The following is a 25,133-nucleotide window of genomic DNA, read 5'->3' as shown; positions in this document are numbered from 1 at the left end:
TGAAGCAGTGCAGTTGGTAGTCGCGCGGATCGGGCGCGCCCACGGCATCAAGGGCGAGGTCACCGTCGAGGTGCGCACGGACGAGCCCGAGCTCCGGCTCGGCCCCGGCGCCGTCCTGCTCACCGACCCGGCCTCCACCGGGCCGCTGACCATCGAGACCGGCCGCGTCCACAGCGGCCGCCTGTTGCTGCGCTTCGAGGGCGTCCGCGACCGCAGCGGCGCCGAGGCCCTGCGCAACACCCTCCTCATCGCCGAGGTCGACCCCACGGAGATGCCCGAGGAGGAGGACGAGTACTACGACCACCAGCTGATCGACCTCGACGTCGTCCTCGCCGACGGCACCGAGATCGGGCGCATCACCGAGATCTCCCACCTGCCGTCCCAGGACCTCTTCATCGTCGAACGCCCCGACGGCACCGAGCTGATGATCCCCTTCGTCGGGGAGATCGTCACCGAGATCGACCTGGAGGAGCAGCGGGCCGTGATCGACCCGCCGCCCGGCCTGATCGACGACCGCGCCGAGATCGTCCCCTCCCGCGAGGAGTCCGAGGACGAGTCCCGCGAGGGGGACGCGTGAGGCTCGACGTCGTCACGATCTTCCCCGAGTACCTCGAACCGCTGAACGTCTCCCTCGTCGGCAAGGCGCGCGCGCGAGGACAGCTCGACGTCCACGTCCACGACCTGCGGGAATGGACCTACGACCGGCACAACACGGTCGACGACACCCCGTACGGCGGCGGCCCCGGCATGGTCATGAAGACCGGGCCCTGGGGCGACGCGCTCGACCGGACGCTCGCCGACGGATACGAGGGCGGCGCCCGCGGCCCCGTCCTCGTCGTCCCCACCCCCAGCGGCCGCCCCTTCACCCAGGAACTGGCCGTCGAACTCTCCGAGCGGCCCTGGCTGATCTTCACCCCGGCCCGCTACGAGGGCATCGACCGCCGCGTCGTGGACGAGTACGAGACCCGGATGCCGGTCTACGAGGTCTCCATCGGCGACTACGTCCTGGCCGGCGGGGAGGCCGCCGTCCTCGTCGTCACCGAGGCCGTCGCCCGCCTCCTGCCCGGGGTCCTCGGCAATGCCGAGTCCCACCGGGACGACTCCTTCGCCCCCGGGGCCATGGCCAACCTCCTGGAGGGCCCCGTCTACACCAAGCCCCCCGAGTGGCGCGGCCGGGGCATCCCGGACGTCCTCCTCAGCGGCCACCACGGGAAGATCGCCCGCTGGCGGCGCGACGAGGCCTTCCGCCGTACCGCCGCCCACCGGCCCGACCTCATCGAGCGCTGCGACCCGGCCGCCTTCGACAAGAAGGACCGGGAGATCCTCTCGATGATGGGGTGGGCTCCCGAGCCCGGCGGCCGATTTTGGCGCAGGGTCGGGGACGTGGAAGAATAGGGCGCTGTCGTCCGTCCGGCGCGCGCCCCTGCCACAGGGGGAACGACGCCGCCAGGAGCGGAAGACGCTCCACGTCCTTCACGAACGTACCGCTGATGACCTGTGGCATCAGCGAGGAAAGAGACCTCCATGGCCTCCCTGCTCGACCAGGTCAACGCGGGTTCGCTCCGCTCCGACCTCCCCGCCTTCCGCCCGGGCGACACCGTCAACGTGCACGTCCGCGTCATCGAGGGCAACCGCTCCCGCATCCAGCAGTTCAAGGGCGTCGTCATCCGCCGCCAGGGTTCGGGCGTCAGCGAGACCTTCACGGTCCGCAAGGTCTCGTTCTCCGTCGGCGTCGAGCGCACCTTCCCGGTCAACAGCCCGATCTTCGAGAAGATCGAGCTCGTGACCCGCGGTGACGTCCGTCGCGCCAAGCTCTACTACCTCCGCGAGCTGCGCGGCAAGGCCGCCAAGATCAAGGAGAAGCGCGACCGCTGAGCCCCGGCTCCCGGCACGCGCCACGCTTCCGACTCCCCTCACAGGCAGGCCGGATAGGCTTGCCCGGCGATGGACACCGAAGCACAGCACACGGAGCGCGGCCCCTCCTCCGACGCGGATCCCGACAGGGATCCCGGCACGGAGGAAGGGCCGCGCTCCGCGCGCGTTTCCGGGGACACGGAAGACGCCGGGGACGCCGGGGACACGGAAGACGCCGGGAGCGCCGAGGACTCCGAGAGCGGGCCCTCCTGGCGGCGCACGGCCCTCGTGGGCGGCGCCTGCGTGGTCTTCCTGCTGCTCCTGAGCCACTTCGTGGCGCAGCCGTTCCTCATCCCCAGCCGCTCCATGGAACCGACGCTCCGGGTCGGCGACCGGATCCTGGTGAACAAACTGGCGTACCGCTTCGGGGACGAGCCGCGCCGCGGTGACGTCGTCGTCTTCGACGGCACCGGCTCCTTCGTGCGGGAGGAGCCCGAGGGCGACCCCGTCACCGGCCTGCTGCGCGACGCGGCGGCCGCCCTCGGACTCGCGGAGCCCGCCGAGACCGACTTCGTGAAGCGGGTCGTCGGCACCGGTGGCGACCGGGTCGTCTGCTGCGACGAGGACGGCCGGCTCACCGTCAACGGCGTCACCGTCGTGGAGCGGTACCTGATGCCCGGCGACCAGCCCTCCGCCGTGCCCTTCGACATCGTCGTTCCCCCGGGCCGGCTCTGGGTCATGGGCGACCACCGCAGCCAGTCCAGCGACTCACGGGACCACCTGGGCAGCCCCGGCGGCGGCATGGTCCCCGTCGACAGGGTCGTCGGTCGCGCCGACTGGATCGCCTGGCCCTTCGGCCGCTGGACCGGCGTGGCGGGCACGGACGGCTTCGACGCCGTACCGGCGCCACCGGCCGGTGGACACCCGACGGGGCCCGCGGGCGGCGGAGCGGGCCATGGGTAGCCGGGGCCGCCCCGCCGGCGGGGCCGGACACGCCCCCGAGCAGGGCCCCGCCCTGCCCGGACGGGCCGAACGGCGCAAGCTCGCCCGCAAGGTCAAGCGGCGCCGGCAGCGCTCCGCGATCCGGGAGATCCCGATCCTGGTCGCGGTCGCCGTACTCATCGCCCTCGTCCTCAAGACCTTCCTCGTCCAGGCGTTCGTCATCCCCTCCGGTTCCATGGAGCAGACGATCCGGATCCAGGACCGGGTGCTCGTGGACAAGCTCACCCCCTGGTTCGGCTCCCGCCCGCAGCGCGGCGACGTCGTCGTCTTCGAGGACCCCGGCAACTGGCTCCCCGAGGACGCCGCCCCGCCCGCCGACGACCCCGTCGGCCTCAAGCAGGCCAAACAGGCCCTGACCTTCATCGGGCTGCTGCCCTCGGCCGACGAGCGGGACCTCATCAAGCGGGTCGTGGCCGTCGGCGGCGACACCGTGCGCTGCTGCGGCGAGGACGGGCGGATCACCGTCAACGGCGTACCGCTGGACGAGCCGTACCTGCACCCCGGGAATCCGCCGTCCAGCATCCCCTTCGAGGTGAAGGTCCCCGAGGGCCGGATCTTCGTCCTCGGCGACCACCGCTCCGACTCGGCCGACTCCCGCTACCACCTCGACGAGAAGGACCACGGCACCGTCTCGGAGGACCAGGTCGTGGGGCGCGCCGTGGCGATCGTCTGGCCCGTCGGCCACTGGCGGCGCCTGGAGGAACGGGGAACCTTCGCCGGAGTGCCGGACGCCCGTGCGGGGTCCGATGGGGCGCTCGGTCCGTCGCATAGTGTGTCCCAGCGGAATCTGAACGGATTGCCCGGGCTCCCGACCCCTGCGGAACTTCTGCTCGTTATGGGAGTGGTGGGCCCGTCCCTGTTCCGGGACGGGCGTTCGCACGGACTGAGGAGTGGATGTGGGGGATTTGGCCGTCGGCGCACGATCCGGACACGATGAGCCCGAGGAGAGGGCCGGCGAGGCCAGGGCTGACGATGTGGCGGGTGGCAACGTGACGGGTGACGAGGTGTCGCACGGCGGCGGGACGCCGCACGACGACGAGACGGGCGGGACCGGTACGGCTCCCAGGAGGCAGCGTTCCTTCTGGAAGGAGCTGCCGCTCCTCATCGGCATCGCGCTGGTGCTCGCGCTGCTGATCAAGACCTTCCTGGTGCAGGCGTTCTCGATTCCCTCGGAATCGATGATGAACACCCTCAAGAAGGGCGACCGGGTCCTCGTCGACAAGCTGACGCCGTGGTTCGGCTCCGAGCCCGAGCGCGGCGAGGTCGTCGTCTTCCACGATCCGGGCGGCTGGCTGGAGACCGCGGTGACGCCCAAGCCGAACGTCGTCCAGAAGTTCCTCAGCTTCATCGGCCTCATGCCGTCCGCCGAGGAGAAGGACCTCATCAAGCGCGTCATCGCGGTCGGCGGCGACACCGTCTCCTGCAAGGAGGGCGGCAAGGTCGTCCTCAACGGGGTGCCGCTCGACGAGACCTCGTACCTCTACCCCGGCTCCGTGCCCTGTCAGGACTCCTTCGGCCCGATCAAGGTCCCCGAGGGCCGCATCTGGGTCATGGGCGACAACCGCCAGAACTCCCTGGACTCCCGCTTCCACCAGGAGCTCCCGGGCGGCGGCACCGTCGCCAACGACCTGGTCGTGGGCCGTGCCGTCGTCGTCGCCTGGCCGGTCACCCGCTGGGCCACGCTCCCCGTGCCCGGCATCTTCGACGACCCCGCCCTGAACAAGGCGGTGGCCGCCGCCCCGCTCGGCGCGGCGAGCGTCGCCGGAGCGCTCCCGCTGGTCCTGTGGCGCCGGAAGAAGCAGCTCGCGCGGCATACCGCCGGGTAACGGCCCGCGGGTAGTGTGCCGTCCCGGACCGTCGACAGACCTCTGGGGTGCACATGAGCGGAACCATACGGACCAAGGGCGGCCGCGGCCGCCTCGGCAGCGTGCTGTCGGGGCTGGCCGTGGCCGTCGGCTGTGTGCTCTTCCTCGGCGGATTCGTCTGGGGAGCCCTGCTCTACCGGCCGTACACCGTCCCCAGCGACTCCATGACCCCCACCCTCGACGTCAACTCGCGCGTGCTCGCCGAGCGCGTCGACGGGGCCGAGGTGAAGCGCGGCGACGTCGTCGTCTTCAACGATCCGCTCTGGAGCTCCTCGCCCATGGTCAAGCGGGTGGTGGCCGTCGGCGGCGACACCGTCGCCTGCTGCGACGCGGACGGGCGGCTCACCGTCGGCGGCAGGGCCGTCGACGAGCCGTACCTCGGGCCCGGGGTGAACGGCCGTACGGTCGCCTCCGGCCAGGAGTTCTCCGTGACCGTCCCCGAGGACAGCCTCTTCCTGCTCGGCGACGACCGGCACACCTCCCTCGACTCCCGCAGCCACCTCGACGAGGCCGGCCGGGGCTCCGTGCCCCGTTCGATGGTCGTCGGCAGGGTCGACGCCGTCGTCTGGCCCGCCAAGGGGCTCCTGGACCGCCCGACGGGCTTCGCCGGCCTCCCGGGCGGCGTCTCGCGGCCGGGGCCGTTCACGCCCCTCCTCACGATGATCGTGGCCGGCGGCGTACTGGTCCTCGCGGGGGCCGCGTACGGGCCGGTGGCGCGGCTCCTGGACCGACGCCCGGGCGACCGGCGGGCGGGGGTCCGGACGGGGGCGGGGGTATGACGGAGCGCGCGGGGGAGCCTGTGGAGGGGGTCGCGCCGGGTGCGGGGGAGCCTTCGCCGGGTGCGCGTGGGCCCGTGGTGCGGAAGGTCGCGCGGGTCGTCCTGCTCGATCCGGAGGACCGCGTCCTGCTGCTGCACGGCCACGAGCCCGAGGATCCCGGTCTCTCCTGGTGGTTCACCCCCGGCGGGGGACTGGAGGGCGACGAGAGCCGGGAAGCGGCGGCGCTGCGCGAACTCGCGGAGGAGACCGGCATCACCGGCGTCGACCTCGGACCCGTCCTCTGGACCCGGCACTGCTCCTTCCCCTTCGCCGGACGCCGCTGGGACCAGGACGAGTGGTACTACCTCGCCCGCACCCGCAGGGCCGGTGCCGCGCCCGGGCCGCAGGCCCTCACGGAGCTGGAGACCCGCAGTCTGTCGGGCCTGAGATGGTGGACCTCCGCCGAACTGTCGGCCGCCCGTGAGACGGTGTACCCGACCAGGCTCGCCGAGCTGCTCCGCACGCTGCTCGACGAGGGACCTCCGCGTGCACCGGTCGTCCTCGCCCCGGAAATCGTCTAGGGACGCGTACGGCTGGCGCACAATGGGGGGACGCACGGCTGAAGGGGAACATGCCATGAGCGCCGAGGACCTCGAGAAGTACGAGACCGAGATGGAGCTGAAGCTCTACCGGGAGTACCGCGACGTCGTCGGCCTGTTCAAATACGTGATCGAGACCGAGCGACGTTTCTACCTCACCAACGACTACGAGATGCAGGTGCACTCGGTGCAGGGTGAGGTCTTCTTCGAGGTCAGCATGGCTGACGCCTGGGTCTGGGACATGTACAGGCCGGCCAGGTTCGTCAAGCAGGTGCGGGTTCTCACGTTCAAGGACGTGAACATCGAGGAGCTCAACAAGAGCGACCTCGAACTTCCCGGCAGCTGAGGAAGGCGGCGGGAACGCCGCCGGGTGATCACTCTCACGAGTGAGGGGTATTCTCCACAGCCCCTCGGCCGTCCACAGCCCCGCACGCGGAACGCGCCACCCCGTCACAGTCGGTGACGGAGGTGGTTCGTATGAACACGACCGACACGGCCAGTGCGGCCAATGCGGCCAGTACGAGCAGTACGAGCGACAAGGCCGGCGCGACCGGTGTGACCGGCAAGGCCGGTGCCACCCGTGCGCTCGGACGGTACGGGGAGGAGCTGGCGACCCGTCGGCTCACCGCGACCGGCATGCACATCCTCGCCCGCAACTGGCGCTGCGGCCGGGCCGGCGAGATCGACATCGTCGCCCGTGACGGCGACACCCTCGTCATCTGCGAGGTCAAGACCCGGCGCCACGGTGCCTACGAGCACCCGATGGCGGCCGTCACGCCCCGCAAGGCCGAACGGCTCCGCCGCCTCGCCGACTGCTGGCTCGACCGCAGCGGCACCCCGGCCCCCGCCGGTGGCGTCCGCATCGACCTCGTCGGCATCGTCCTGCCCCGCCGAGGCGCCCCCGTCCTCACCCACGCCCAGGGGGTGGCCTGATGGGATTCGCCCGCACCTGCTCCGTCGCCCTCGTCGGCGTCGAGGGCGTCGTCGTCGAGGTGCAGGCCGACCTCGAACCCGGTGTCGCCGCCTTCGCCCTCGTCGGCCTCCCCGACAAGAGCCTCACCGAGAGCCGCGACCGCGTCCGTGCCGCCGTCGTCAACTCCGGCGCCGAATGGCCCCAGAAGAAACTCACCGTCGGCCTCAGCCCGGCGTCCGTCCCCAAGGGCGGCAGTGGATTCGATCTCGCTGTCGCCGCGGCTGTCCTCGGAGCCGCCGAGCGGATCGACCCGCGCGCCATCGCCGACCTCGTCCTCATCGGCGAACTCGGACTCGACGGACGCGTCCGCCCCGTCCGCGGCATCCTGCCCGCCGTCCTCGCCGCCGCCGACGCCGGATACCGGCAGGTCGTCGTCCCCGAACAGACCGCGGGCGAGGCCTCGCTCGTCCCCGGAGTCTCCGTCCTCGGCGTCCGCAGCCTCCGCCAGCTGATCGCCGTCCTCACCGACGAACCCGTCCCCGACGAGGAACCCACCGAGGAGGGACGGCCCGACGCCATGCTCGCCGGGCTCCTCGTCCCCGGCGCCGGCATCGGCACCGGTCTCGCCGCCGACCCCGTCGAAGGACCCGACCTCGCCGACGTCGCCGGTCAGCACCACGCTCGCCGGGCGCTGGAGATCGCCGCCGCCGGCAGCCACCACCTCCTGCTCTCGGGGCCGCCCGGAGCGGGAAAGACCATGCTGGCCGAGCGCCTCCCCGGCATCCTCCCGCCCCTCACCCGACAGGAGTCCCTGGAGGTCACCGCCGTCCACTCCGTCGCAGGCATCCTCCCGCCCGGCGAACCCCTGGTCCGCCGTGCCCCCTACTGCGCGCCCCACCACTCCGCCACCATGCAGTCCCTCGTCGGCGGCGGGAACGGACTCCCCAGGCCCGGCGCCGTCTCCCTCGCCCACCGCGGCATCCTCTTCCTCGACGAAGCGCCCGAGTTCTCGGGCAAAGCGCTGGACGCGCTCCGCCAGCCCCTCGAATCCGGGCGCGTCGTCATCGCCCGCGCCGCCGGTGTCGTCCGCCTCCCCGCCCGCTTCCTCCTCGCCCTCGCCGCGAACCCCTGCCCCTGCGGACGGCACACCCTGCACGGCGCCGGCTGCGAATGCCCGCCCTCGCTCGTCCGCCGCTACCAGGCGCGTCTCTCCGGGCCCCTGCTCGACCGGGTCGACCTGCGCGTCGAGGCCGAGCCCGTCACCCGCGCCGACCTGCTCGGACAAGGCGGCAGGGGAGAGACCACCGCCGTCGTCGCCGAGCGCGTCCGCGAGGCCCGAGCCCGGGCCGCCGCCCGCCTCGCCGACACCCCTTGGAGGGTCAACAGCGAGATCCCCGGCCACGAACTCCGCACCCGTTACCACGCCGCGCCCGGGGCCCTCGTCGAGGCCGAACGCGACATCGAACGCGGACTGCTCACCGCCCGCGGCCTCGACCGCGTCCTGCGCGTCGCCTGGACCGCCGCCGACCTGGCCGGACACGACCGGCCGGACCATCAGGACATCGCCCTCGCCCTGGAGATGCGCACCGGCGTCGCCCGCGGCGTGCCCGTCGTGACGGGGGGCCGCGCATGAACTCCGCCGCCTCCACCGCCTCCACGGCTCCCGGCGCCTTCACGGACGAACGGCTCGCCCGCGCCGCCCTCACCCGCATCGTCGAACCCGGCGACGAGTACGCCGGCCGCTGGATCCGCCGGTACGGAGCCACCGGCTTCCTCGAACGGCTCCTCCGACCCGACGACGACCGACCTGACGAAACCCGGTTCGACGAGACTCACTCCCACAACATCCGGCCCGGTGACACCCGCTCCGACGGCTCCCACCCCGGTGAGGGCCCCTTCCCCGGCACCGGACGCAAGCGCGTCGCCTCCTGGCGACTGCGCGCCGCCGCCGCCGAACCCGCCCGCGACCTCGACGCCGTCCACGCCCTCGGCGGCCGCTTCCTCATCCCCGGTGACACCGAGTGGCCCCGACAGCTCGACGACCTCGGAGACGCCCGCCCCGTCGGCCTCTGGCTCCGGGGCCCCGCCGACCTGCGCACCTGGGCCCTGCGCTCCGTGGCCCTGGTCGGCGCCCGCGCCTGCACCCCCTACGGCGCCCACATCGCCACCGACCTCGCCACCGGCCTCGCGAGAACGGGCTGGGTCGTCGTCTCCGGAGCCGCCTACGGCATCGACGCCGCCGCCCACCGGGGAGCCCTCGCCGCCGACGGCGCCACCATCGCCGTCCTCGCCTGCGGCGTCGACGTCCCCTACCCCCGAGGCCACGACCGGCTCATCCGACGCATCACCGAACAAGGCCTGGTCGCGGGGGAGTTGCCGCCAGGAGGCCACCCCACCTCCAGCCGTTTCATCCTCCGCAACCGCGTCATCGCCGCCCTCACCCGCGGAACCGTCGTCGTCGAGGCGCAGCACCGCAGCGGCTCCCTCTCCACCGCCCGCGCCGCCGCGCGGCTCGGCCGCCACACGATGGGCGTGCCGGGGCCGGCCACCAGCGCGCTCTCCGCGGGCGTCCACGAACTCCTGCGCGGCGACGCCACCCTCGTCACCGACGTGGAGGAGATCGTCGAACTCGTCGGGGACATGGGCCAGCTCGCCCCGGAGCGCCGGGGGCCCGTCCTTCCCCGCGACCTCCTCGCCCCCGCCACGGCACACGTCCTGGAGGCCGTCCCGGCCCGCGGACCCACCCCCACCACCGTCGTCGCCCACCGCGCCGGTACCCACCCCGACGAGACCCTCGCCAAGCTGTACGAACTCCACTCCCTCGGCTTCGTCGAACGGTACGGAGAGGGCTGGCGGCTGACGAACACCGCCACACAAGCGTCGAACGCGCGGCGAGGCGGTACTTGACCCGGAGCATTCGGGTGAAAAGGTGAAGCCGATGAACAATCGAGTTCCCTCGACCGCCTCCGAGGGGCCGACCCGCGCCACGGCCCCGGTTCGAAGATGTGGCCGACGGCGTCCACCCGGAGCGGCGCGATCCACCGATGTTCGCTCACCGCGACGGCTCACTCACGCTACGCTCACCGGGATTCCCTCCACGACACCCACGCCCACACCGACACACCCGACAGCAGAACGGCTCAAGGCAACGCATGCCCCAGCACACCTCCGGGTCTGACCGCGCTGCGGTGCCCCCAGCGGCCCGGGGCACCGTGCGACCGCCCGCACCGACCTCCCTCGACGAACTGTGGCGGTCGTACAAGGACACGGGCGACGAGCGGCTGCGGGAGCAGCTGATCCTGCACTACTCGCCCCTCGTCAAGTACGTCGCGGGTCGGGTCAGCGTCGGGCTGCCGTCCAACGTGGAACAGGCCGACTTCGTCTCCTCCGGCGTCTTCGGCCTCATCGACGCCATCGAGAAGTTCGACGTCGAGCGCGCCATCAAGTTCGAGACGTACGCCATCACCCGCATCCGCGGTGCCATGATCGACGAACTCCGCGCCCTCGACTGGATCCCGCGCTCCGTCCGGCAGAAGGCGCGGAACGTCGAACGCGCCTACGCCACCCTGGAGGCCCAGCTCCGCCGCACCCCCTCCGAGAGCGAGGTCGCCGCGGAGATGGACATCACCCTGGAGGAACTGCACGCGGTCTTCAGCCAGTTGTCCCTGGCCAACGTGGTCGCCCTGGAGGAGCTGCTGCACGTCGGCGGCGAGGGCGGGGACCGGCTCTCCCTGATGGACACGCTGGAGGACACGGCCGCCGACAACCCCGTCGAGGTCGCCGAGGACCGCGAGCTGCGCCGGCTGCTCGCCCGCGCCATCAACACGCTCCCCGAACGCGAGAAGACGGTCGTCACCCTCTACTACTACGAGGGCCTCACGCTCGCCGAGATCGGCCACGTCCTGGGCGTCACAGAGAGCCGCGTCAGCCAGATCCACACCAAGTCCGTCCTCCAGCTCCGGGCCAAACTGGCCGACGTCGGACGCTGAGCGACGCGGTCCGGTCGTACAGTGGAGCCGTGCCCAGGATTCGAGCGGCCTCCGTGGCCGAGCACCGGACGATGCAGCGCGGCGCCCTGCTGGACGCCGCGCGTTCCCTGCTGTCCGAGGGCGGGACGGAGGCGCTGACCTTCCCCGCACTCGCCGAGCGCACGGGCCTCGCCCGCTCGTCGGTCTACGAGTACTTCCGGTCGCGCGCCGCCGTCGTCGAGGAGCTGTGCGCCGTCGACTTCCCGGTCTGGGCCGCCGAGGTCGAACTGGCCATGGCCGCCGCCGGGACGCCCCAGGACAAGGTCGAGGCGTACGTCCGCAAGCAGCTGGAACTGGTCGGGGACCGGCGCCACCGCGCGGTCGTCGCCATCTCCGCCGGCGAGCTGGACGACGGAGCCCGCGAGAAGATCCGCGCGGCCCACGGCGGCCTCGTCACCATGGTCGTCGAAGCGCTCGCCGCCCTGGGCCGGCCCCGCCCCCGCCTGGCCGCCATGCTCCTCCAGGGCGTCGTCGACGCCGCCGTCCGCCGCCTCGAACTCGGCGCGGCCGAGGACCCCGCGGAGATCACCGAGGCGGCGGTCACGATGGCCCTCCACGGCGTCAACGGCTCTCCGGCCTGACCGCTCGAAGGAAACGTCCGGGGTTCCCCTCCCCCCTCCTCCCCGCCCCACCCCCTCCGTTTCTCAGCCCCCCAGCGGCAGCAGCCGTGACGGTCCCCTTTTCGTCAGGAGCAGGGGGTTCAGGTAGTGGTCGCCCCTGCGGAGGCCCCAGTGGAGGCAGGTTTCCGGGCAGTGGGCGCCGGGGGTGACGCGGGCGATCGGGGTGCCCGCCGGGACCGTGGTGCCAGCCGGGATCAGGGGGGTCACCGGAGAGAAGGTCGTGCGCAGCGGGGGAGCGCCCGTGCCCGGGAGGGTCAGGGTGAGGACGCCCCGGCCGCCGACCGGGCCCGCGAAGGTGACCGTGCCCGCCACCGGGGCCAGGACGGGGGCGTCCGGTGGTGCGGCGAGGTCGACGCCGCGGTGGCCCGCCGCGTACGGGCCCGGCGGGGGCTGCCAGCCGCGGACGATCTCGGGCGGCGGCGGGCCGCCCACCGGCCAGAAGGAGCCGAGGGTCAGGAGCAGGGCCGTGAGCCAGGTCGTCGTGAAGTACATGGGGGAAGGCTCCCCCGGCCGTTCGGTGCGCAGGGTCCACGGGCGGTTCCTGTGGACTGCTCACCGCTTGTGGACAGCTCCGTCACCCGGTGCCCCCGGGGTCCCGTACACTTCCTATGGCGACTCGGGTCACCGAGTCGACTTCGCACGCCCCGCCACGGTCCTCCGACGGTGGCAGCGCCTTTCGGTCCCTCGTGGGCATGGCGCGCCGGGGCGTCAGGAACACAACCGAGAAACCCAAGGAGATACGGCCATGGCCGTCGTCACGATGCGGGAGCTGCTGGAGAGCGGCGTCCACTTCGGTCACCAGACCCGTCGTTGGAACCCGAAGATGAAGCGCTTCATCTTCACCGAGCGCAACGGCATCTACATCATCGACCTGCTCCAGTCGCTGTCGTACATCGACCGCGCCTACGAGTTCGTCAAGGAGACCGTCGCGCACGGCGGCTCCATCATGTTCGTCGGTACGAAGAAGCAGGCCCAGGAGGCCATCGCCGAGCAGGCGACGCGCGTCGGCATGCCGTACGTCAACCAGCGTTGGCTCGGTGGCATGCTCACCAACTTCTCCACCGTCTACAAGCGTCTGCAGCGCCTCAAGGAGCTCGAGCAGATCGACTTCGAGGACGTCGCCGCCTCGGGTCTCACCAAGAAGGAGCTCCTGGTCCTCTCCCGCGAGAAGGCCAAGCTGGAGAAGACCCTCGGTGGTATCCGCGAGATGCAGAAGGTGCCGAGCGCTGTCTGGATCGTCGACACCAAGAAGGAGCACATCGCCGTCGGTGAGGCGCGCAAGCTCCACATCCCGGTCGTCGCGATCCTCGACACCAACTGCGACCCCGACGAGGTCGACTACAAGATCCCGGGCAACGACGACGCGATCCGCTCCGTCACCCTGCTCACCCGCGTGATCGCCGACGCCGTCGCCGAGGGCCTCATCGCCCGCTCCGGCGCCGCGACCGGCGACTCGAAGCCGGGCGAGAAGGCCCAGGGCGAGCCGCTCGCCGAGTGGGAGCGCGACCTGCTCGAGGGTGAGAAGAAGGCCGACGAGACCGAGGCCCCCGCCGCCGAGGCTCCCGTCGCCGAGGCCCCCGCGGCCGAGGCCGCCGAGGTCCAGACCTCCGCCGAGACCGAGAAGGTCGCGGACGCCGAGGCCGCCGACGCTCCGGCCGAGGCCGCCGAGCAGGCCTGACCCTTCAGGACCCAGGTCCTCGGGTGACGACGGCGGGGGCCCACGAAGCCCCCGCCGTCCTCCCGTGGACCCGCCCGATCTTTCAGACTTCGAGAGAGAAACAGACTCATGGCGAACTACACCGCCGCTGACGTCAAGAAGCTCCGCGAGCTCACCGGCGCCGGCATGATGGACTGCAAGAAGGCCCTGGACGAGGCCGACGGCGACGTCGACAAGGCCGTCGAGGCCCTGCGCATCAAGGGCCAGAAGGGTGTCGCCAAGCGCGAGGGCCGCTCCGCCGAGAACGGCGCCGTGGTCTCCCTCATCGCCGACGACAACACCTCCGGCGTCCTCGTCGAGCTGAAGTGCGAGACGGACTTCGTCGCCAAGGGCGACAAGTTCCTCGCCGTCGCCAACGCGCTCGCCGCCCACGTGGCCGCGACCGCCCCGGCCGACATCGAGGCCCTCCTCGCCTCCGAGATCGAGCCCGGCAAGTCCGTGCAGGCCTACGTGGACGAGGCCAACGCCAACCTCGGCGAGAAGATCGTCCTCGACCGCTTCGCGCAGTACGCCGACGGCTACGTCTCCGCGTACATGCACCGCACCATGCCCGACCTCCCGCCGCAGATCGGTGTCCTCGTCGAGTTCGACAAGGAGAACGCCGAGGTCGCCAAGGGCGTCGCGCAGCACATCGCCGCCTTCGCGCCGAAGTACCTCACCCGTGAGGACGTCCCGGCCGAGGTCGTCGAGTCCGAGCGCCGCATCGCCGAGGAGACCACCCGCGCCGAGGGCAAGCCCGAGGCCGCGATCGCCAAGATCGTCGAGGGTCGCGTCAACGGCTTCTTCAAGGACGCCACGCTGCTCGGCCAGCCGTACGCCCTGGACAACAAGAAGTCCGTCCAGCAGATCCTGGACGAGGCCGGTGTCACCCTGAAGCGCTTCACCCGCATCAAGGTCGGCATCTGAGTCCGGTCGCGAACGCGACGGACACCGGACCCCGGTAGGGTCTGAAGCAGTCGTCCGCGCCCGCGCAGGACGACCGCAGATCTGACGAGGAGGCCATTGCCGCACGGGATACCGCGAGGACCCAAGGCAATGGCCTCCTTCGTATGTGCACGAGGAGAGCTCCATGAACCAGGGCGCCGTACAGGGCGACGACAACAACGGCAAAAAGGCCGGCCGCTACATGCTGAAGCTGTCCGGAGAAGCCTTCTCCGGCGGTACCGGCCTGGGCGTCGACCCCGATGTCGTGCACGCCATCGCGCGCGAGATCGCGGCCGTCGTCCGCGACGGCGCGGAGATCGCGATCGTGATCGGCGGGGGCAACTTCTTCCGTGGCGCCGAACTCCAGCAGCGCGGCATGGACCGGGCCCGCTCCGACTACATGGGCATGCTCGGCACCGTGATGAACTGCCTCGCCCTCCAGGACTTCCTGGAGAAGGAGGGCATCGACTCCCGCGTCCAGACCGCCATCACCATGGGCCAGGTCGCCGAGCCGTACATCCCGCTGCGCGCCGTGCGGCACCTGGAGAAGGGTCGCGTGGTCATCTTCGGCGCGGGCATGGGAATGCCGTACTTCTCCACGGACACCACCGCCGCCCAGCGCGCCCTGGAGATCGACGCCGAGGCCCTGCTCATGGGCAAGAACGGCGTCGACGGCGTGTACGACTCGGACCCGAAGCGCAACCCCGACGCGGTCAAGTTCGACGCGCTCGAGTACGGCGAGGTGATCGCCCGCGACCTCAAGGTCGCCGACGCCACCGCCGTCACCCTGTGCCGGGACAACAACCTCCCGATCCTCGTCTTCGAACTGCTCGCCGAGGGCAATATCGCGCGCGCGGTGAAGGGTGAGAAGATCGGCACGCTCGTGAGCGACCAGGGCACCCGGGCCTGACCCGAACCGGGAACCGCCCCGCACGGGGCTGGACGACAGCCCTGCCGGTCGTACACCGTGCAGGACACAACGCGACGACACGCAGGAGCATGTGGTGATCGAAGAGACCCTCCTCGAGGCCGAGGAGAAGATGGAGAAGGCCGTCGTGGTCGCCAAGGAGGACTTCGCCGCGATCCGCACCGGCCGTGCGCACCCGGCGATGTTCAACAAGATCGTGGCGGACTACTACGGCGCCCTCACGCCCATCAACCAGCTCGCGTCCTTCTCGGTGCCCGAGCCGCGGATGGCCGTGGTGACCCCGTTCGACAAGAGCGCGCTGCGCAACATCGAGCAGGCGATCCGCGACTCCGACCTCGGCGTCAACCCGAGCAACGACGGCAACATCATCCGGGTGGTGTTCCCCGAGCTGACCGAGGAGCGCCGCCGCGAGTACATCAAGGTCGCCAAGGGCAAGGCCGAGGACTCGAAGATCTCGATCCGCTCGGTGCGCCGCAAGGCCAAGGAGACCATCGACAAGTTCGTCAAGGACGGCGAGGTCGGCGAGGACGAGGGCCGTCGCGCGGAGAAGGAGCTCGACGACACCACCGCGAAGTACGTCACGCAGGTGGACGAGCTGCTCAAGCACAAGGAAGCCGAGCTGCTCGAGGTCTGATGAACGACTCTCCCTGGGGTGCCCCGGCCGGTTTCGGCCTCGGGGGACCCCACCAGGGACCCGCCCCGGCGGGTCCCGCCCACGAGGGGCGTCCGGCGGCGCAGACTCGCCCCATGCCCATCGTGCCCGACGTTCCCGCCGACGGATTCCAGGACGGTCACGGCCGGGGGGCCGCTCACCCGAGCGGTCCCCTGTTCCGCGACGAGACCCCGCACGAGCACCCGCAGGAGCCCATGTCCAGCCCCACCCCGCCTCCGCCGCCCGCGCCGTCGGCGCCACGGCAGAAGAAGAGCGCGGGGCGGAACCTGGGCGCGGCCATAGGGGTCGGGGTCGGCCTCGGCGCCGTCATCATCGCCTCGCTGTACATCTGGGCACCGGCGTTCGTCGGGGTGATCGCGGTCGCCGTGGTGGTCGGGCTGTGGGAGCTGACCTCCAGGCTCCAGGAGCGCAAGGGAATCAAGGCGCCGCTGGTGCCGCTCGCGGTCGGCGGCGCGGCGATGGTCGTCGCCGGGTACGTGCGCGGTGCCGAGGGCGCCTGGGTCGCGATGGCCCTGACGGCGCTCGCGGTCCTGGTGTGGCGGATGACGGAGCCGCCCGAGGGCTACCTGAAGGACGTCACGGCGGGCGTGTTCGCGGCGTTCTACGTGCCGTTCCTGGCGACGTTCGTGGCGCTGCTGCTGACCGCGGACGACGGCCCGGAGCGGGTGCTGACCTTCCTGATCCTGACGGTGGTCAGCGACACCGGCGCGTACGCGGTCGGCTGGCGCTTCGGCAAGCGGAAGCTTGCCCCGAGGATCAGCCCCGGCAAGACCCGCGAGGGCCTGGTCGGCGCGGTGACGTTCGCGATGGCGGCGGGCGCGCTGTGCATGCAGTTCATGATCGACGACGGGGTCTGGTGGCAGGGCCTGGTCCTCGGTCTCGCGGTGGCGGCGAGCGCGACGCTCGGCGACCTCGGCGAGTCGATGATCAAGCGCGACCTGGGCATCAAGGACATGGGCACGCTGCTGCCCGGCCATGGCGGCATCATGGACCGGCTGGACTCGCTGCTGCCGACGGCACCGGTGGTGTGGTTGTTGCTGGCGTTGTTCGTCGGCACAGGCTGACCTGCGGTTCTTCGTACGAGGGACCCGTTGTCCACAGGACGGCGGGTCCCTCTTCGTATCTCTGCGACACTGGTAGCACCATGCCCAAGCCCGGAGAACTCACTTTCGTCGCCCCCCGCGGAGCCAAGAAGCCGCCGCGGCACCTCGCCGACCTCACGCCCGCCGAGCGGAAGGAGGCCGTCGCCGCGATCGGCGAGAAGCCCTTCCGCGCCAAGCAGCTGTCCACGCACTACTTCGCGCGGTACGCGCACGACCCCGCCGAGTGGACCGACATCCCGGCCGCCTCGCGGGAGAAGCTGGCCGGGGAGCTGCTGCCCGACCTCATGTCCGTGGTGCGGCACATCTCGTGCGACGACGACACCACCCGCAAGACCCTGTGGCGGCTGCACGACGGCACGCTCGTGGAGTCGGTGCTCATGCGCTACCCGGACCGGGTGACCATGTGCATCTCCTCGCAGGCCGGCTGCGGGATGAACTGCCCGTTCTGCGCGACCGGACAGGCCGGCCTCGACCGGAACCTGTCGACCGCCGAGATCGTGCACCAGATCGTGGACGGCATGCGGGCCCTGCGCGACGGCGAGGTCCCCGGCGGCCCGGCGCGGCTCTCGAACATCGTGTTCATGGGCATGGGCGAGCCGCTCGCCAACTACAAGCGGGTCGTCGGCGCCATCCGCCGCCTCACCGACCCCGAGCCGGACGGCCTGGGCCTGTCCCAGCGCGGCATCACCGTCTCCACCGTCGGGCTCGTGCCCGCGATGCTGCGCTTCGCCGACGAGGGCTTCAAGTGCCGGCTCGCGGTCTCCCTGCACGCCCCGGACGACGAGCTGCGCGACACCCTCGTGCCCGTCAACACGCGCTGGAAGGTGCGGGAGGTCCTCGACGCGGCCTGGGAGTACGCGGAGAAGTCCGGGCGCCGGATCTCCATCGAGTACGCCCTCATCCGGGACATCAACGACCAGGCCTGGCGCGGAGACCTGCTCGGCCGGCTGCTCAAGGGCAAGCGGGTGCACGTCAACCTGATCCCGCTGAACCCGACGCCGGGGTCGAAGTGGACCGCCTCCCGACCGGAGGACGAGAAGGCGTTCGTCGAGGCCATCGCCCGCCACGGCGTGCCGGTGACCGTGCGCGACACCCGGGGCCAGGAGATCGACGGTGCCTGTGGACAGCTCGCGGCCGCCGAGCGCTGACCTTGTACTCTGAGCTCGAACACATCTTCATAGTCATTCCGACAGGGGAGCGCCACAGCGCTGAGAGTGCGGTGCCGTCAGACCGCAGACCCTCTGAACCTCGCCCAGGTCATTCTGGGTAGGGAGTTCGGTCGTAACTCGAGCTGTTGCGCCCTGCCCGCGTCCGGTCCGCCGGACACGGGCAGGGCCGCGTCTCTTCCTGGTCCCACCCAGGAGGAAATTCAGTGAGCATCAGGAAGCAGGCCGCCGTCGCGGTCCTCGCGGCGCTCGGCGTCACCGCCCTCGCCGCCTGCGGCACCGACGACGCCCGCGACGCCGCCGGCAAGTCCGGCGCGCCCGCGCCGAAGACCGTGACCCTGGTCAGCCACGACTCGTTCAACGCCTCCAAGGAGGTCCTGGCCGAGTTCACGAAGCGGACCGGGTTCACCGTCAAGGTCCTCAAGGCCGGGGACGCCGGCGAGGCCGTCAACAAGGAGATCCTGACCAAGGGCTCCCCGCAGGGCGACGTCTTCTTCGGCGTCGACAACACCCTGCTCTCCCGCGCCCTCGACAACGGCATCTTCGTGCCGTACGGGGCGAAGGGCCTGGACCGGGTCCCGGCGGAGTACCGCCTCGACAAGGAGGACCGGGTCACCCCGATCGACTCCGGCGACATCTGCGTCAACTACGACAAGAAGTACTTCGCCGACAAGAAGCTGGCGCCGCCGGTGACCTTCGACGACCTGGCGAAGCCGGCGTACAAGGACCTGCTCGTCGTCGAGAACCCGGAGCGGTCCTCCCCGGGCCTCGGCTTCCTCCTCGGCACGGCCGCGAAGTACGGCGACGACGGCTGGCAGGACTACTGGAAGAAGCTCAAGGCCAACGGCGTGAAGACCGTCGACAGCTGGGAGCTCGCCTACAACCAGGAGTTCTCCGGCTCGGCCGGCGGCAAGCAGGCCAAGGGCGACCGGCCGCTGGTCGTGTCGTACGCCTCCAGCCCGCCGGTCGAGGTGCTGTACGGCGAGCCGCAGCCGAAGGTCGCGCCCACCGGCGTCTCCACCGGCACCTGTTTCCGGCAGACCGAGTTCGCGGGCCTGCTGAACGGGGCGAAGAACCCGGAGGGCGGCAAGGCGCTGATCGACTTCCTGATCTCGAAGGAGTTCCAGGAGGACATGCCGCTCCAGATGTTCGTCAACCCGGTGGCCAAGGACGCGGCCCTGCCCGAGCTGTTCACGAAGCACGGTGTGGTCGTGGAGAAGCCGGAGACGATGGAGCCCGGGAAGATCGCCGAGAAGCGCGACGCGTGGATCCAGCAGTGGTCCTCGATCGCCCGGTAGGCAGGCGTCCGGCGCCCGGCCGCCCGGTGGGGAGGAGGGACGCGCGCGGGAACGCGGCGCGGCTCGGGCTCATGGCCCTGCCCGTCGCGTTCTTCGCGGTGTTCTTCGCGTGGCCCGTCGTGTCCATCGTGGACCGCGGGCTGCGGCCCGACGGCGACTGGAGGTTCGGCCGGATCGGCGCGACGCTGAGCCGGCCGGACATCCTCGACGTGCTCGGCTTCACCGCCTGGCAGGCCCTCGCCTCCACCGGCCTCACCCTGCTCGTCGCGCTGCCCGGCGCGTACGTCTTCGCCCGCTTCGACTTCCCCGGCAAGAGCGTCCTGCGGGCCGTGGTCACGGTGCCGTTCGTGCTGCCCACCGTCCTGGTCGGCACGGCGTTCCTGGCCCTGGTCGGCCGGAACGGGCTCACCGACGAGCTGTGGGGGCTGCGGCTCGACACGAGCGTGTGGGCGATCCTGCTCGCCCACGTCTTCTTCAACTACGCGGTCGTCGTCCGGACCGTCGGCGGCCTCTGGTCGCAGCTCGACCCGCGCCAGGAGGAGGCCGCCCGGGTCCTCGGCGCCTCCCGCCTCACGGCCTGGCGGACGGTGACGCTGCCCGCGCTCGTCCCGGCCGTGTCGGCGGCGGCCCTGATGGTCTTCCTCTTCACCTTCACCTCCTTCGGCGTCGTGCAGATCCTCGGCGGGGACGCGTACACGACCTTGGAGGCGGAGATCTACCGGCAGACCGCCCGGCTGCTCGACCTGCCGACGGCGGCCGTGCTCACCCTCGTGCAGTTCGTCGCGGTCGGCGCGATCCTCGCCCTGCACGCGTGGACGGTACGGCGGCGGGAGACCGCGCTGCGGCTCGTACCGCCGGAGCTGACCGCCCGCCGGCCGCGCGGCGCCGGGCAGTGGGCGCTGCTCGGCGGCGTCCTCGTCTCGGTGGCGCTGCTCATCCTGCTGCCGCTCGGGGTGCTCGTGGAGCGGTCCTTCGCCGGTCCCGGGGGGTACGGGCTCGGCTACTACCGGGCGCTCGGCTCGCTCGACGAGAGCGGGACCTTCCTGGTGCCGCCCCTGGAGGCGATCGGGAACTCGCTGCGGTACGCGGTGGCCGCCACCGCCGTCGCGGTGGTGATCGGCGGGCTCGCGGCGGCCGCGCTCACCCGGCGGGCGGGGCGGCTCGTCCGGGGCTTCGACGCGCTGCTCATGCTGCCGCTGGGCGTCTCCGCCGTCACCGTCGGCTTCGGCTTCCTCATCACGCTGGACGAGCCGCCGTTCGACCTGCGGGCGAGCTGGATCCTCGTCCCCCTCGCGCAGGCCCTCGTCGGCGTCCCCTTCGTCGTCCGGACGATGCTGCCGGTCCTGCGCGCGGTGGACGAGCGGCTGCGGGAGGCGGCGGCCGTGCTCGGCGCCTCGCCTTGGCGGGCCTGGCGGGAGGTGGACCTGCCGCTGGTGCGGCGGGCGCTGCTGATCGCGGCCGGGTTCGCGTTCGCCGTCTCGCTCGGCGAGTTCGGCGCGACCGTGTTCATCGCCCGGCCCGACAGCCCGACGCTGCCGGTCGCGGTCGCCCGGCTGCTCGGCCGGCCCGGCGAACTCAACTACGGCCAGGCGATGGCCCTCTCGACGATTCTGATGGTGGTGTGCGCGGTGTCCCTGCTGCTGCTCGAACGGCTCCGCACCGACCGGACCTCCGGGGAGTTCTGATGCTGAGACTCGACGGGGCGACCGTGCGGTTCGGGGCGCGGGCCGTGCTCGACGCCGTGGACCTGGAGGTCGCCGACCACGAGACCGTGTGCGTGCTCGGCCCCAGCGGCAGCGGCAAGTCGACGCTGCTGCGGGCCGTCGCGGGCCTCCGGCCGCTCGACGGCGGCCGGGTGTTCCTCGACGGCGCCGACCAGACCGGGGTGCCGACGCACCGGCGGGGCGTCGGGCTCATGTTCCAGGACCACCAGCTGTTCCCGCAGCGGGACGTCGGCGGCAACGTCGCCTTCGGGCTGCGGATGCGGGGGGACGGGAAGGCCGAGCGGACCGAGCGGGTGCGGGAGCTGCTCGACCTCGTCGGTCTGCCGGGCGCCGAGCGGCGGTCCGTCGCCGCCCTCTCCGGCGGCGAGCAGCAGCGGGTCGCCCTCGCCCGGGCGCTCGCGCCCCGGCCCCGGCTGCTCATGCTGGACGAGCCCCTCGGCCAGCTCGACCGGGGCCTGCGGGAGCGGCTCGTGGTGGAGCTGCGGCAGCTCTTCGGGCGGCTCGGGACGACGGTCCTCGCCGTCACCCACGACCAGGGCGAGGCGTTCGCGCTCGCCGACCGGGTGGTGGTCATGCGGGACGGGCGGATCGCCCAGTCGGGGACGCCCGTCGAGGTGTGGCGCCGCCCTGCCTCCGAGTTCGTCGCCCGCTTCCTCGGCTTCGACAACGTGGTGGCCGCCCGGGTCACCGGGACGGTCGCGGAGACCGCCTGGGGGAGGGTCCCGGTGCCGGAGGGCTCCCCGCAGGGCGAGCGGCGGCTCCTGGTCCGCCCCGGCGGAGTGCGCCCGGTCCCGGTGGCCGGGGACGTGCCCGCCTGGACGGTGGAGTCGCGGACCTTCCGGGGCAGCCACGTCGTCGTACGGCTCCGGCCGGCCGGCGGCCCGCCCCTGGAGGCCGAGCTCCCGCCGCGGGACGCGCCCGAGGAGGGCACGGAGACGGGGATCGTCTTCCGGCCGGAGGACGTGGTGGTGCTCGGGGACGACACGCCGTAGCGCCGCGGGGCGCGCGGCGGACCGATGAGTTCCGCCCGCCGGGGGAGTCTCTCGTACGTACGGCGTCCCCGCCGCCCGCACGTCCCGCACGGGAGGCACACCATGGCCCAGCTGCTCAGAGTCCAGAACTTCAACGTCTCGTCCGACGGATACGGCGCCGGGGAGGGCCAGAGCCTCGAACGCCCCTTCGGGCACGCGGACCCGGAGGCGATGTTCGCCTGGGCCGGCGCCACGGCGAGCTGGCCCCGGCGCACCGACCCGGGCGGCAGCCGCGGCCTCGACGACTACCTGACGCGGGACTACGGGCGGAACATCGGCGCCGAGATCATGGGCCGCAACAAGTTCGGGCCCCAGCGCGGGCCCTGGCGGGACCACGAGTGGCGCGGCTGGTGGGGCGACGAGCCGCCGTTCCGCACGCCGGTGTTCGTCCTGACCCACCACCCGCGCCCCTCGTTCGCCCTCGGCGCCACCACGTTCCACTTCCTCGACGCCGACCCGGCCACGGCCCTCGCGGCGGCGCGGGAGGCGGCGGACGGCAAGGACGTGCGGCTCGGCGGCGGGGCCGCCACCGTCCGCGCGTTCCTCGCCGCCGGTCTCGTCGACACCCTGCACGTCGCGGTCTCACCGATGGAGCTCGGCTCCGGGGCGCGGCTCTGGGAGTCGTCCGACGAACTCCTCGACCGCTACCACCGCGACGTGGTGCCCAGCCCGGGCGGCACGGTCACGCACCACCTGTTCTGGCGGAAGTGAGCCCGGACTCCTGTCATCCCTTCAGCGGCAGCGCCGCCAGCTGTGCCACCGCCCACGTCAGGGGCAGGAAGACGGCGAGCAGGACGCCCGTGCGCAGCAGGGCCGCCTTGCGGAGGGCCCCGGGCGGGGCGCCGACGCGGAGGAGGGCCTCGGTGACGGGGGCGCGGCTCTGCCGGGACTCCAGGGCCGCGGTCAGGAGCGTGGCGCCGGTGCAGGCCAGGACCAGGGTGGCGCCCAGGCCGGTGAGCGGCCCGAACGCGTCGGGGCCCGTGTGCGACGCGTACAGCGTGGCCGCCGCGAGCAGGCCCGAGAGCACCGCGCAGACCACGCCGAGCGGCCGGCCGACGCGGCGGGCCTCCGCCGTCAGGACGCGGCCCGCGAGCAGCCGGACGGCGCCCGGGCGGACCGCCTGGAGGAGCCTGCCGCAGCCGTGGACGAGGCCGGGGCCCGCCGTCGCGAGACCGATCGCGGTGAGGACCCAGCCTGCCAGGACGGCCGCCGGGCTGCCGTCGAAGCGGCCCGGCAGCGGAAGGCCCTCCCCGCCGCCGCTCCGGCCCGCGTACGTCTCGACGGCGAGGCCGATCGCGACCAGGGCGACGCCCCACGGAAGCCCGGAGGGCATGCTCTCGTCGGCGCCCGCCACGCCCTCCGCCTCCTCCGGCGCGGTGCGCGCGGCGCGCGGACGCAGGGCCAGGGCCGCGGCCGCGGTGGCGGTCACGGGGACGACCGCGAGCAGGGTGAGGACGGCCGCGAACGGCACCGGCCGGCCGGCGGCGAGCAGCCCGGCGGCCGCCCCGTCGAGGGGCAGGCCCGTGAGGTCGCCGCGCAGGTGCAGGTAGAGCAGGAGCGCGACCGCCGAGCCGAGCACGCAGGTGACGGCCGTCGAGGCGGCGGCGAGCAGGGTGAGCCGGGCCGGCCCGAGGCCGATCGCGGAGAGCCCGGGGCGCGGCCGGGTGCCGGGGTCGGTGCGGGCCACCGCGACCGCGAACTGGACGGTGGCGGCGAGCGGCAGGACGCACCAGAGGAGCCGGAGCGCCGGGGCCGGGGACTGTTCCGGGTGCCCGAGGGCGTGGCCGAGGGTGCAGAGCAGGAGGAAGCCCACCCCGGCGGACGCGGCGGCGACGAGCAGCCGGCGCGCCAGGACGAGGGGGTGGGTGCCCCGGGTCAGACGGAGAGCGAGCACGCGGCGACGCCCTCCGCCCCGGTCGCCGGGGGTACGGCGCCGGCCCGGCGCCCGTCGAGGAGCGCGACCGTGCGGTCGGCGAGCGCCGCGACCTCCGCGTCGTGCGTGGCCAGGACCACGGTGATGCCGTGCGAGCGGGCGGCGGCCGTCAGGGTGCGCAGCACCTGGGCGCCGTCGGCGCGGTGCAGGGAGGCGGTGGGCTCGTCGGCGAAGAGCACCTGGGGGGTGGTGACGAGGGCGCGGGCGATCGAGATCCGCTGGCACTGGGACCGGGTGAGGGCGCGCGGACGCTTGCGGGCGCAGGCCCCGGTGTCGAGCCGGTCCAGCCACTCCAGGGCGGCGGTCTTCGCGGCGCGGCGGGAGACCCCGCGCAGCAGCAGGGGCAGGGCGGTGTTCTCCCAGCCGGTGAGCTCGGGGACGAGACCGGGCTCGTAGCCGATCCAGCCGAAGCGCTCGCGGCGCAGCCGTTCGCGCTGGGCGGGGCCCAGGGTGTGCACGGGGCCGCTGTTGAACCAGACCTCGCCCTCCTGGGGGACGAGCTGGCCGGAGAGGCAGCGCAGCAGCGTGGTCTTGCCGCTGCCTCGCGGGCCGGTCAGGGCGAGGATCTCGCCCTCGCGGACGCCGAGGGAGACGCCGCCGAGGGCCTCCGAGCCGCCCAGGGAGCAGTGCAGGGAACGCGCCCAGAGCACGTCGTTGTCCGGTGGGGCCATCGCGTACACCTCTGTCGATCCGATCGGTGTCCCCCCGTACGGAGGGGATTTCCCCCGTACGGGCGAACGAAGGACGGGCCTGTCGGTCACTCGGCACCGTAAGTATTCGGATCGGTTCGTAGGGACAGCACACGGCCCGGGCCGCCGCCATCCACTCGGATGGCGGCGGACCCGGGCCGTGGGGTCACGCCGTGAGGGCGGCGTGAGGTTCCGCGGGGGCCGCCGGCTCGGTCAGAGCTTGGTCCACGCCTCGGTGAGCACCGAGCGCAGGATGCCCTCGATCTCGTCGAAGGTGCCCTGGTCGGCGATCAGCGGCGGGGCCAGCT

27 protein-coding genes and 1 riboswitch are annotated in these 25,133 nt (G+C 72.5%); of the genes, 24 read left to right on the top strand and 3 right to left on the bottom strand.

Annotated elements, in window-relative coordinates; translation table 11 throughout:
* Positions 1–7: 7 nt before the first annotated feature.
* The 14 genes from rimM (at position 8) to ACFY7E_RS29300 (ending at position 11,600) form a co-directional block, all read left to right on the top strand.
* Positions 8–577 carry a ribosome maturation factor RimM gene (gene rimM, locus ACFY7E_RS29365; RefSeq protein ID WP_389490094.1) on the top strand — a complete coding sequence of 190 codons (570 nt, stop codon included), beginning with the start codon at positions 8–10 and terminating at the stop codon, positions 575–577.
* Complete coding sequence (gene trmD, locus ACFY7E_RS29360; RefSeq protein WP_389490091.1) at positions 574–1,395, top strand: tRNA (guanosine(37)-N1)-methyltransferase TrmD; 822 nt, start codon at positions 574–576, stop codon at positions 1,393–1,395. The genes rimM and trmD overlap by 4 nt, the downstream gene beginning before the upstream one ends.
* Positions 1,396–1,524: 129 nt before the next feature.
* Positions 1,525–1,875, top strand: a complete 351-nt coding sequence (gene rplS, locus ACFY7E_RS29355) for a 50S ribosomal protein L19 (RefSeq protein ID WP_015036473.1) — start codon at positions 1,525–1,527, stop codon at positions 1,873–1,875.
* 69 nt (positions 1,876–1,944) lie between these two features.
* Positions 1,945–2,817 carry a signal peptidase I gene (gene lepB, locus ACFY7E_RS29350; protein ID WP_389490088.1) on the top strand — a complete coding sequence of 291 codons (873 nt, stop codon included), beginning with the start codon at positions 1,945–1,947 and terminating at the stop codon, positions 2,815–2,817.
* On the top strand, positions 2,810–3,793 hold the full coding sequence (gene lepB, locus ACFY7E_RS29345) for a signal peptidase I (RefSeq protein ID WP_389490086.1): 984 nt from the start codon (positions 2,810–2,812) through the stop codon (positions 3,791–3,793). The genes lepB (ACFY7E_RS29350) and lepB (ACFY7E_RS29345) overlap by 8 nt, the downstream gene beginning before the upstream one ends.
* The gene (gene lepB / locus ACFY7E_RS29340) at positions 3,762–4,682 is read left to right on the top strand and encodes a signal peptidase I (RefSeq protein ID WP_389490182.1); all 921 of its coding nucleotides are present in this window, start codon (positions 3,762–3,764) and stop codon (positions 4,680–4,682) included. Before lepB (ACFY7E_RS29345) ends, lepB (ACFY7E_RS29340) begins: the two co-directional genes overlap by 32 nt.
* A 53-nt stretch (positions 4,683–4,735) precedes the next feature.
* Positions 4,736–5,500, top strand: coding sequence for a signal peptidase I (gene lepB / locus ACFY7E_RS29335; protein ID WP_389490084.1), 765 nt, complete (start codon positions 4,736–4,738; stop codon positions 5,498–5,500).
* Complete coding sequence (locus ACFY7E_RS29330; RefSeq protein WP_389490082.1) at positions 5,497–6,060, top strand: NUDIX hydrolase; 564 nt, start codon at positions 5,497–5,499, stop codon at positions 6,058–6,060. The genes lepB (ACFY7E_RS29335) and ACFY7E_RS29330 overlap by 4 nt, the downstream gene beginning before the upstream one ends.
* A 55-nt stretch (positions 6,061–6,115) precedes the next feature.
* Positions 6,116–6,424 carry a DUF2469 domain-containing protein gene (locus ACFY7E_RS29325; RefSeq protein ID WP_005311352.1) on the top strand — a complete coding sequence of 103 codons (309 nt, stop codon included), beginning with the start codon at positions 6,116–6,118 and terminating at the stop codon, positions 6,422–6,424.
* A gap of 131 nt (positions 6,425–6,555) precedes the next feature.
* Positions 6,556–7,011, top strand: a complete 456-nt coding sequence (locus tag ACFY7E_RS29320; protein ID WP_389490080.1) for a YraN family protein — start codon at positions 6,556–6,558, stop codon at positions 7,009–7,011.
* A complete protein-coding gene (locus ACFY7E_RS29315; protein WP_389490078.1) occupies positions 7,011–8,624 on the top strand; it encodes a YifB family Mg chelatase-like AAA ATPase in 1,614 nt (537 codons plus the stop codon). The genes ACFY7E_RS29320 and ACFY7E_RS29315 overlap by 1 nt, the downstream gene beginning before the upstream one ends.
* Positions 8,621–9,898, top strand: coding sequence for a DNA-processing protein DprA (dprA, locus tag ACFY7E_RS29310; protein ID WP_389490076.1), 1,278 nt, complete (start codon positions 8,621–8,623; stop codon positions 9,896–9,898). The genes ACFY7E_RS29315 and dprA overlap by 4 nt, the downstream gene beginning before the upstream one ends.
* Before the next feature lie 245 nt (positions 9,899–10,143).
* On the top strand, positions 10,144–10,980 hold the full coding sequence (whiG, locus tag ACFY7E_RS29305) for an RNA polymerase sigma factor WhiG (protein ID WP_030690634.1): 837 nt from the start codon (positions 10,144–10,146) through the stop codon (positions 10,978–10,980).
* A gap of 53 nt (positions 10,981–11,033) precedes the next feature.
* The gene (locus ACFY7E_RS29300; RefSeq protein WP_389490180.1) at positions 11,034–11,600 is read left to right on the top strand and encodes a TetR/AcrR family transcriptional regulator; all 567 of its coding nucleotides are present in this window, start codon (positions 11,034–11,036) and stop codon (positions 11,598–11,600) included.
* Positions 11,601–11,663: 63 nt separating this feature from the next.
* Here ACFY7E_RS29300 and ACFY7E_RS29295 read toward each other — a convergent pair whose 3' ends face one another.
* Positions 11,664–12,131: a murein hydrolase activator EnvC family protein gene (locus tag ACFY7E_RS29295; protein WP_389490074.1), complete on the bottom strand. Its 468-nt coding sequence runs from the start codon at positions 12,129–12,131 to the stop codon at positions 11,664–11,666.
* A 253-nt stretch (positions 12,132–12,384) separates the two neighbouring features.
* On the opposite strand from ACFY7E_RS29295, the gene rpsB reads away from it, so the two are divergent.
* The 10 genes from rpsB (at position 12,385) to ACFY7E_RS29245 (ending at position 22,914) form a co-directional block, all read left to right on the top strand.
* Positions 12,385–13,317, top strand: a complete 933-nt coding sequence (rpsB, locus tag ACFY7E_RS29290; protein ID WP_389490072.1) for a 30S ribosomal protein S2 — start codon at positions 12,385–12,387, stop codon at positions 13,315–13,317.
* Between the two features lie 108 nt (positions 13,318–13,425).
* Positions 13,426–14,262, top strand: a complete 837-nt coding sequence (tsf, locus tag ACFY7E_RS29285; RefSeq protein ID WP_389490070.1) for a translation elongation factor Ts — start codon at positions 13,426–13,428, stop codon at positions 14,260–14,262.
* 163 nt (positions 14,263–14,425) lie between these two features.
* On the top strand, positions 14,426–15,190 hold the full coding sequence (gene pyrH / locus ACFY7E_RS29280; protein WP_030217948.1) for a UMP kinase: 765 nt from the start codon (positions 14,426–14,428) through the stop codon (positions 15,188–15,190).
* A 94-nt stretch (positions 15,191–15,284) separates the two neighbouring features.
* Positions 15,285–15,842: a ribosome recycling factor gene (gene frr, locus ACFY7E_RS29275; protein ID WP_383441537.1), complete on the top strand. Its 558-nt coding sequence runs from the start codon at positions 15,285–15,287 to the stop codon at positions 15,840–15,842.
* On the top strand, positions 15,842–16,945 hold the full coding sequence (locus ACFY7E_RS29270; RefSeq protein WP_389490067.1) for a phosphatidate cytidylyltransferase: 1,104 nt from the start codon (positions 15,842–15,844) through the stop codon (positions 16,943–16,945). The genes frr and ACFY7E_RS29270 overlap by 1 nt, the downstream gene beginning before the upstream one ends.
* A gap of 80 nt (positions 16,946–17,025) precedes the next feature.
* Positions 17,026–18,132, top strand: a complete 1,107-nt coding sequence (gene rlmN, locus ACFY7E_RS29265; protein ID WP_125661713.1) for a 23S rRNA (adenine(2503)-C(2))-methyltransferase RlmN — start codon at positions 17,026–17,028, stop codon at positions 18,130–18,132.
* 33 nt (positions 18,133–18,165) lie between these two features.
* Positions 18,166–18,275: riboswitch (TPP riboswitch) on the top strand.
* An 81-nt stretch (positions 18,276–18,356) separates the two neighbouring features.
* On the top strand, positions 18,357–19,448 hold the full coding sequence (locus tag ACFY7E_RS29260) for a thiamine ABC transporter substrate binding subunit (RefSeq protein ID WP_389490065.1): 1,092 nt from the start codon (positions 18,357–18,359) through the stop codon (positions 19,446–19,448).
* A gap of 71 nt (positions 19,449–19,519) precedes the next feature.
* Entirely contained in the window at positions 19,520–21,133 is a 1,614-nt protein-coding gene (locus ACFY7E_RS29255; RefSeq protein WP_389490062.1) for an ABC transporter permease, read from the top strand.
* Positions 21,133–22,164 (top strand): ABC transporter ATP-binding protein, encoded by a 1,032-nt coding sequence (locus ACFY7E_RS29250; protein WP_389490060.1) that lies wholly within the window; start codon positions 21,133–21,135, stop codon positions 22,162–22,164. Before ACFY7E_RS29255 ends, ACFY7E_RS29250 begins: the two co-directional genes overlap by 1 nt.
* A gap of 102 nt (positions 22,165–22,266) precedes the next feature.
* The gene (locus ACFY7E_RS29245) at positions 22,267–22,914 is read left to right on the top strand and encodes a dihydrofolate reductase family protein (RefSeq protein WP_389490058.1); all 648 of its coding nucleotides are present in this window, start codon (positions 22,267–22,269) and stop codon (positions 22,912–22,914) included.
* 13 nt (positions 22,915–22,927) lie between these two features.
* Here the strand turns inward: ACFY7E_RS29245 and ACFY7E_RS29240 are convergent, their stop codons facing one another.
* Both ACFY7E_RS29240 and ACFY7E_RS29235 read right to left on the bottom strand, forming a co-directional pair.
* Complete coding sequence (locus ACFY7E_RS29240) at positions 22,928–24,097, bottom strand: hypothetical protein (RefSeq protein ID WP_389490056.1); 1,170 nt, start codon at positions 24,095–24,097, stop codon at positions 22,928–22,930.
* On the bottom strand, positions 24,079–24,807 hold the full coding sequence (locus ACFY7E_RS29235) for an ABC transporter ATP-binding protein (protein WP_389490053.1): 729 nt from the start codon (positions 24,805–24,807) through the stop codon (positions 24,079–24,081). Before ACFY7E_RS29235 ends, ACFY7E_RS29240 begins: the two co-directional genes overlap by 19 nt.
* Between the last annotated feature and the right edge of the window lie 326 nt (positions 24,808–25,133).

The organism is Streptomyces sp. NPDC012825 (assembly GCF_042900925.1).
Lineage (GTDB): Bacteria > Actinomycetota > Actinomycetes > Streptomycetales > Streptomycetaceae > Streptomyces.
Note: the sequence above shows the minus strand (reverse complement) of the source record. Positions and strands in the feature narration are given on the sequence as shown.